Genomic DNA, 6,931 nt, shown 5'->3' with positions numbered 1-6,931 from the left:
AGCCATTTGTGAATCCTCCTTGGTAATTTTGTTTGTGGTGAACTTATTATACCTAAAGGGAGAGCATTTGGCTCTATTTATTTTTAATATTCAATTTACACCATTATACGGGCATAACCTAAAACATGCAAGAGCAGGCATCGAGTATCTCCAATTTGCCTTAATCGATACCTCAAAATCTGAATTCCCCCAAAAGCGACATCGGAAAATCTCATTTTCTCTATAATCGATGCAATTTATTCCATGGATAATGGATATCTTACAGTTTCCCAATAAAAACAGGCATACACCTTCACGATGTATGCCTGTTAAAAATCTGATTATAAAATTCAGGTTGTCAAACTCCATGTTCACACGAACAAATGAAACATACGATCAGCCTTCGATCACATCTGCCATATCATATCTGCCAGCTGGTTTGCCAGCAAGGAATTTGGCTGCTTCGATCGCACCCTTGCCAAAGATTGCCTTGGAATATGCTGTATGTTTGAACTCGATCACTTCATCTGTTCCTGCAAAGATCACTTCATGTTCACCAACGATCGTACCGCCGCGAACTGCAGAAATACCGATTTCTTTGCTGTCACGCATTTCACGTTTCTGACTTCTGTCATAAACATAATGATACTGATTATCCATAGCCTCATTCAGGCTGTCAGCCAGTGCCAGTGCAGTTCCGCTCGGAGCATCCAGTTTCAGATGGTGATGCTTCTCTACGATCTCCATGTCAAATCCGGCTGTCGCAAGAACTTTTGCAGCATCCTGGATCAGCTTCATCAGAGTATTGATGCCAAGTGACATGTTGGCAGATTTCAGTACCGGAATCTTCTTTGCAGTCTCTTCTACCTTTGCAAGCTGTTCTTCGGACAGACCTGTTGTGCAGAGTACAACTGGAAGGTTGCGCTCTGTGCAGTACTCCAGAAGTGCATCTGCTGCTTTTGCAGAAGAAAAGTCGATCAGAACATCTGCTTCTGTCTGACATTCTTTAATATTGGTAAATACCGGATAGGTAGTATTTCCTTTGTCTGTTACATCAATTCCTGCTACGATCTCTGCACTGTCATCCTGTGCAACCAGATCAGAAATAACCTGCCCCATATGACCGCAGCATCCGTGCATGATAATTTTTACCATAATAATCTTCCTCCGTATCTGTGCCTTTTATGCAAGTTTAATTCCGAAATCCTTCATTGCTTTGATCAGGGTTTCTTTGTTGCTTTCTTCCATCTCGCAAAGTGGCATACGAAGTGGTCCGACATTCATGCCCATCAGGTTCAGTGCAGTCTTGACCGGAATCGGGTTAACTTCACAGAACAGAGCATTGATCAGAGGAATCGCATCGATCTGAATCTTGGCAGCGCCTGCGGTGTCACCTTCCATGAATTTCATAACCATATCATGTGTTTCCTTCGGTGCTACATTGGAAAGCACAGAAATAACTCCAAGTCCGCCAAGTGAAAGAATCGGCAGAACCTGATCATCATTTCCGGAATACAGTTCCAGGTCTGCTCCAGCCAGAGATACTGTCTTGGCAATCTGGGAAAGATCTCCGCTTGCAGCCTTGAGACCAACGATATTCTTGACATTCTTAACAAGTGCCGCAACTGTAGCCGGCTGAATGTTACATCCTGTACGGCTTGGTACATTGTACATGATAATCGGAGTCTCCGGAACTGCATTTGCAATTGCAGTGTAATGAGCAATGAGACCCTTCTGTGTTGCTTTATTATAGTAAGGAGTTACGACCAGTAATGCATCAGCACCATAAGATGCAGCTTCTTTTGACATCATGATCGCTGTCTCTGTACAGTTAGAACCTGTTCCGGCAATGACCGGCACACGTTTGTTTACTTTATCGATCGCAAATTTGATCGTTTTGAGATGTTCACCATGAGTCATGGTAGAAGACTCACCGGTTGTTCCACAGATGATGATCGCATCTGTGCTGTTGGCAATCTGGAACTCCAGAAGTTCTTCGAGTTTATCGTAATTCACCTTTCCGTCATCATACATCGGGGTAACGATTGCAACGCCCGCACCTTTAAAAATTGCCATTTAAACTCCTCCTTTATTCTTCTGTAATTTTATGATATTCATTCATTATCCAGCGGATGAACTTCCTCTGTGTTCAGGGTTGTGATCACATCTACATATGGCCGTAATGCTTCAGGAAAATTCCATCCCGTCATGACAATATGCATGGATTCATCCTTCTGTTTCAGTATATCTGCGATTCCCTCGGCTGTTATGATGCCACAGTCCAGAAGTCCCAGAATCTCGTCCAGAAGCAGAAAATCACATTCCTGAGTCACAACAACCTTACGGGCAAAATTCAGTCCGTTCAGAATATTTGCTCTCTCTTCAGCTTTTTCGTCTTCTGCCAGATCCTCATAACAGCAGTCCCTTTTTTCAAAACGAAAGATCTTGAAGTCCAGATTGTCCACATCCTGCAGAAAATCCAGAGAACGTTGTTCTCTGCCCTTCAGGAACTGGATCACGATCACGCTTTTGCCCTGGGTAGCCACACGGAGACTTTGTCCGATAGCCAGAGCCGTTTTGCCTTTGCCGTTTCCGCAGTACACCTCTGTTAATTCTCTCTCCATAATACTTCCTCTTAGTGTAGTAAACTGCTTTTCGCATTATTGGTTTTATCTTACCTCAGTTCCACTAAAAAAGCAATACCTGAACTGATCTGGCCACACAGGTTACCGTCCGCTATAAATAACTGTCTCAGTCTATATATTCCAGCTTACTTACAGATACCTCATATGCAATTCTTCTTTCGGATTCATTCTCTCCGATCCGTTTCACATATTCACGGCTCTGGATCCTGCCCCACAGCAGCACATGTCCGCCCACGGTAAATGCAGATGCATAACGCGCATTTCTTCCCCAACAGATACATGGTATGTAATCTGATTTTCCATAAGGACGGTTCACAGCCAGAAGCATATCTGCGATTTCTCTTCCCAGCGGAGTTTTTCTGTAAACAGGTGGTTTGCAGATGAATCCATCCAGAAAGATCTGATTAACAGAAAGTGATTCTTCCTCCTCTTCCACAAAATTCACTTCACGTGCAAATACAGAAAGCACCAGGCGGTTATGTTTCTCTTCATGACGATTATAAGAACGGAACTGACCATGGATCTCAATATACTCTCCTGTATAATCCTGTGTCACATCCATCAGCCGCTCAGACACCATAACCGGAATCCTGTCCTCGGAATCACTCAGTCTCCGTACAAGAAGCTCCATGGTATAAAAGCCCTCTCCAAATACCTGATGACTGAATGTAAAGCCTGTATCAATCTTCCCCATGATCGATACCTGATTGTTTTCAATGATTTTGTCTGCCATAATATTGTTCTCCTTCCTCTTTGGGTATTTTGTCTATACTAAGCTATGAATACCCCTGAAGATTTAGAACCAAAAATTAAAAAAACTTTCAGGAACTCCTTGTAATCTGCGAAAAATGTGGTAAACTGGAATATCGTATCATGAAAAAAAGTTTACATTAATATAGAAAGAAAAAGAAAGGATTTCGATTTTTATGAAGACCAAACGCGAAGACGTACGTAACGTTGCCATCATCGCCCATGTCGATCACGGCAAAACCACTCTGGTAGACCAGCTGCTCAAGCAGAGCGGTGTATTCCGTGAAAACCAGGAAGTTCAGGAACGTGTCATGGACTCCAATGACATTGAGCGTGAGCGTGGAATTACTATTTTATCCAAAAACACTGCTGTTCATTACAAAGGAGTCAAGATCAACATCATCGACACCCCTGGACATGCAGACTTCGGTGGTGAAGTAGAACGTGTCCTCAAAATGGTAGACGGCGTTATTCTTCTGGTAGATGCCTTTGAAGGTGCCATGCCTCAGACTAAATTCGTTCTCCGTAAAGCTCTGGAGCTGGACCTTCATGTCATTGTCTGCATCAACAAGATCGACCGTCCGGAAGCTCGTCCGGAAGAAGTTATTGATGAAGTTCTGGAACTTCTTATGGACCTGGAAGCATCTGACGAACAGCTTGACTGCCCGTTCCTGTATGCTTCCGCAAAAGCAGGACATGCCGTTCTGGATCTGGCAGACACACCGGAAAACATGGCTCCGCTGTTTGAAACCATCCTCAAATATATCCCGGCTCCAGAAGGTGATCCGGACGCTGACACACAGGTTCTTATCAGCACCATCGACTACAACGAATACGTTGGACGTATCGGTGTCGGCAAAGTAGAAAACGGTAAGATTGCGGTAAATCAGGAACTGACTCTTCTGAACCACCACGATCTTGACAAACGCAAAAAAGTTAAGATCAGTAAGCTCTATGAGTTTGACGGTCTGAACAAAGTAGAAGTAAAAGAAGCTTCCATCGGATCCATCGTAGCAATTTCCGGTATCGAAGATATCCATATCGGTGATACACTCTGCGGCGGAGATAACCCGGAAGCAATTCCATTCCAGAAAATTTCCGAGCCTACTCTTTCCATGAACTTCATGGTAAATGACAGCCCGCTTGCCGGACAGGAAGGTAAATACATCACTTCCCGTCACCTTCGTGACCGTCTCTATCGTGAGCTGAATACAGATGTCAGCCTTCGTGTAGAAGACACAGATTCTACAGAATGCTTCAAAGTTTCCGGACGTGGTGAACTTCATCTGTCCGTTCTGATTGAGAACATGCGTCGTGAAGGCTATGAATTCGCAGTAAGTAAACCGGAAGTTCTGTATCACGTCGACGAACGTGGCAAAAAACTCGAGCCAATGGAAATCGCCTATGTAGATGTTCCGGAAGAGTTCTCCGGTACAGTCATCCAGAAACTGAGCGAGCGTAAAGGTGAGCTTCAGGGAATGAGTACCGCAAGTGACGGTTCCGTTCGTCTGGAGTTCCACATTCCTTCCCGTGGACTGATCGGATTCCGTGGTGAGTTCCTGACCTCCACCAAAGGTACAGGTATCCTGAATACCACATTCGACGGATATGCACCATACAAGGGAGATTTCCAGTATCGTAAACAGGGATCCCTGATCGCATTTGAATCCGGTGAAGCAGTTGCATACGGTCTGTTCTCTGCACAGGATCGTGGAACACTCTTTGTCGGACCTGGCGAAAAAGTATACAGCGGTATGGTTATCGGACAGAATGGTAAAGCTGAAGACATCGAACTGAATGTCTGCAAGACCAAACATCTGACCAACACTCGTTCTTCTTCTGCTGATGAAGCTCTGAAACTGACACCGCCGAGAGTCCTCAGCCTGGAGCAGGCAATTGAATTCATCGATCAGGACGAACTTCTGGAAGTAACACCGGAAAGCCTTCGTATCCGTAAGAGAATTCTGGATCCTAGAGAAAGAAAGCGTGCAGCATTCCGTAAACAGTGATTTGAATAAAATACTATGACAAAAAAACAGCGCAGCCAATGAGATTTCTCAAAAGCTACGCTGTTTTTATTTTTCTGCAAAATTCATCTTCTGCAGATACAAATGATAACACCTTTTATTCATTGTTCTCATTTATTATTTACATTTTTATTGATACGTTCATTAATCCGCTCGTTAATCTTATCGCTGATCGAAGGTTTCGAATCTTTCTCCTCTTTCTTCTCATGGAAATTCTCATCGTATTCCTCGAGCATGTCTTCCCGACGATTTCTCTTCAGTCCTCTGGTCGTGAGTTTACGGATAATATCATAAAGTACACCAAACAGTGGAACTGCGATCACCATGCCAACCAGTCCCCAGAGACCACCAAACAAAAGAATTGAAAACAGTACCCAAAAGCTGGAAACGCCGGTCGTGTTTCCAAGGATCTTCGGTCCGATGATATTTCCATCAACCTGCTGAAGAATTACGATAAAGATCAGGAAGTATAAAGCATCCCACGGATTACTTCCCAGAAGCAGCAATAATGCACACGGAATCGCTCCAATAAACGGTCCGAAAAACGGAATGATATTCGTTACACCAATCACTACACTGATAAATGCCGCGGATTCAAATCCCAGCAGACTGGTTCCCGCAAAGCAGATCAGACCGATGATCGCAGAATCAATGATCTTTCCAACAAAGAATCCATTGAACATTTTATCGGTATAACGAACCTCTTCTTCGATAATCCTTGCCCATTTATTCGGGAAGATACCATACAGAAGAAGTTTCGCCTGTGCGCCAAATAATTTACGGCTTGCAAGGAGATAAACCGCGATCAAAAATCCAAGGAACATATTCTTGAATACACTTAACACCTCAATCAGCTGTACGGTGATATTATTAACGATTCCCTGAATTGTCTGCATCATACTGGAATTGGCATTCAGGATATCATTCAGACCACTCTCAATCTGTGAGGAAAAATGATTGAAATATGTCTGTAATTCCGGCTGATCTGTAAGCAGCTTGTCGATCATACGGTTGCAGTATGCAAGTCTTGACGGAAGCAATCGGATGATTTTCACCGTGCTGTCCCATACCTGCGGAAGGATCAAAATAATCAATAACACCACAATTGTTACAGCACATATAATCGCCACTGCAATAGAAAGAAATTTCATGCCTTTCTTCTGTTTCTCTGTTGCATTCGGAAACCATTTCAAAAATCTTTCATCCATCCGGTTGCACATTGGTGCAAGAATGTATGCGATCAGTGCTCCATACAGAAATGGTTTCAGGATATTAAATACTGCACGGACACCCGCGGCAATATTCGCACTCTGATTCAGAATATAGGCAATTGCAAATCCAAATGCCAGGACTGCAGCACCCGTAATACCCAGTTTCACATATTTTGTGTTCTCATCTTGTTTCAATAATCATGCCCCCTGAAGCGATTGCTTCTTTTTCTTATATATCACCTCAAAAGTGTTTCTATATAAGTATTCTGTTTATGTTAACATTACCATTAGTGTTTATTGTAACATCCATATCCCCTCG

General features: G+C 43.3%; 6 protein-coding genes. 1 reads left to right on the top strand and 5 read right to left on the bottom strand.

The features are described 5' to 3' along the window. Positions 1 to 375 precede the first annotated feature (375 nt). The 4 genes from dapB to KQI91_RS03120 all read right to left on the bottom strand — a co-directional run bounded on the left by dapB (position 376) and on the right by KQI91_RS03120 (position 3,357). Positions 376 to 1,134 (bottom strand): 4-hydroxy-tetrahydrodipicolinate reductase, encoded by a 759-nt coding sequence (dapB, locus tag KQI91_RS03135; protein WP_216391424.1) that lies wholly within the window; start codon positions 1,132 to 1,134, stop codon positions 376 to 378. A gap of 27 nt (positions 1,135 to 1,161) precedes the next feature. Then, a complete protein-coding gene (dapA, locus tag KQI91_RS03130) occupies positions 1,162 to 2,055 on the bottom strand; it encodes a 4-hydroxy-tetrahydrodipicolinate synthase (protein WP_216391423.1) in 894 nt (297 codons plus the stop codon). A 38-nt stretch (positions 2,056 to 2,093) separates the two neighbouring features. Beyond that, positions 2,094 to 2,603, bottom strand: coding sequence for a cob(I)yrinic acid a,c-diamide adenosyltransferase (locus KQI91_RS03125; protein WP_216391422.1), 510 nt, complete (start codon positions 2,601 to 2,603; stop codon positions 2,094 to 2,096). Positions 2,604 to 2,730: 127 nt separating this feature from the next. Next, positions 2,731 to 3,357: a single-stranded DNA-binding protein gene (locus KQI91_RS03120; RefSeq protein ID WP_216391421.1), complete on the bottom strand. Its 627-nt coding sequence runs from the start codon at positions 3,355 to 3,357 to the stop codon at positions 2,731 to 2,733. A gap of 193 nt (positions 3,358 to 3,550) precedes the next feature. Here KQI91_RS03120 and typA point away from each other — a divergent pair, with 193 nt between their 5' ends. Continuing rightward, positions 3,551 to 5,383, top strand: coding sequence for a translational GTPase TypA (typA, locus tag KQI91_RS03115; RefSeq protein WP_216391420.1), 1,833 nt, complete (start codon positions 3,551 to 3,553; stop codon positions 5,381 to 5,383). Between the two features lie 128 nt (positions 5,384 to 5,511). Here typA and KQI91_RS03110 read toward each other — a convergent pair whose 3' ends face one another. Further along, complete coding sequence (locus KQI91_RS03110) at positions 5,512 to 6,807, bottom strand: AI-2E family transporter (protein WP_216391419.1); 1,296 nt, start codon at positions 6,805 to 6,807, stop codon at positions 5,512 to 5,514. Positions 6,808 to 6,931: the final 124 nt, after the last annotated feature.

The sequence above is a fragment of the Blautia sp. MSJ-19 genome (assembly GCF_018918125.1).
In the GTDB taxonomy this organism is placed as follows: domain Bacteria; phylum Bacillota; class Clostridia; order Lachnospirales; family Lachnospiraceae; genus Blautia_A.
Note: the sequence above shows the minus strand (reverse complement) of the source record. Positions and strands in the feature narration are given on the sequence as shown.